Source organism: Herbiconiux daphne, assembly GCF_024979295.1.
GTDB classification, from domain to species: domain Bacteria; phylum Actinomycetota; class Actinomycetes; order Actinomycetales; family Microbacteriaceae; genus Herbiconiux; species Herbiconiux daphnes.
Window position 1 is genome coordinate 1 of sequence record NZ_JANLCJ010000620.1, and the last position, 576, is coordinate 576.

2 protein-coding genes are annotated in these 576 nt (G+C 44.4%); both read left to right on the forward strand.

The features are described from left to right. A partial coding sequence (locus tag N1032_RS26790) for a hypothetical protein (protein WP_259543713.1) occupies window positions 1-251 on the forward strand: 251 nt, incomplete at its 5' end. 12 nt (window positions 252-263) lie between these two features. Beyond that, a partial coding sequence (locus N1032_RS26795; RefSeq protein WP_259543715.1) for an ATP-grasp domain-containing protein occupies window positions 264-576 on the forward strand: 313 nt, incomplete at its 3' end.

Below are 576 nucleotides of genomic sequence, written 5' to 3' on the forward strand. Positions count from 1 at the left end.
GACAAGTTATTAAGGCCTTGCAAGAGGCCTTACTTGTTCACAAGGCAGAAATTGCTAGATTAAACGAGGAAGAGAGTAGATTAGTGATTCGAATGGCTCAGCCGATGTTGTCTGACCATGCTCGTTGGTCACTAACATTGACGTACACCGAGTGCGAAAATAAAATTACTCGAAGCCGAGAACAAATCCGCGATATCTACCAACAAATAAGAGCGGAGGAGGTTAAAGCCTCCGCTCGTCTTGACCAATAAAGGTAAACCTAAATGCCACGTAATACTACAACTCGTCAACCTCGTTTGGCTTTATATAGCCATGCACCGTCTGACTCCATTAATCTGTTGAAAGATGAACTGGTTCGACGTGGAGTAAACGTAGTTAAGGTTAAACGGAATAACTCCACATTTGTGGGACGTCAAGGTGACATTCTTTTCAACTACGGTTCAAGTTCTATGCCGACCAACATCATTGGTCAGGCTCGTGTTCTTAACAACCCCGCTCGTCTGGAAGCAGCAAGTAACAAGCTTCGCTCTTTCCAGCGTCTTCAAGAAGAAGGGATTCCCACAGTTGAATGGACTT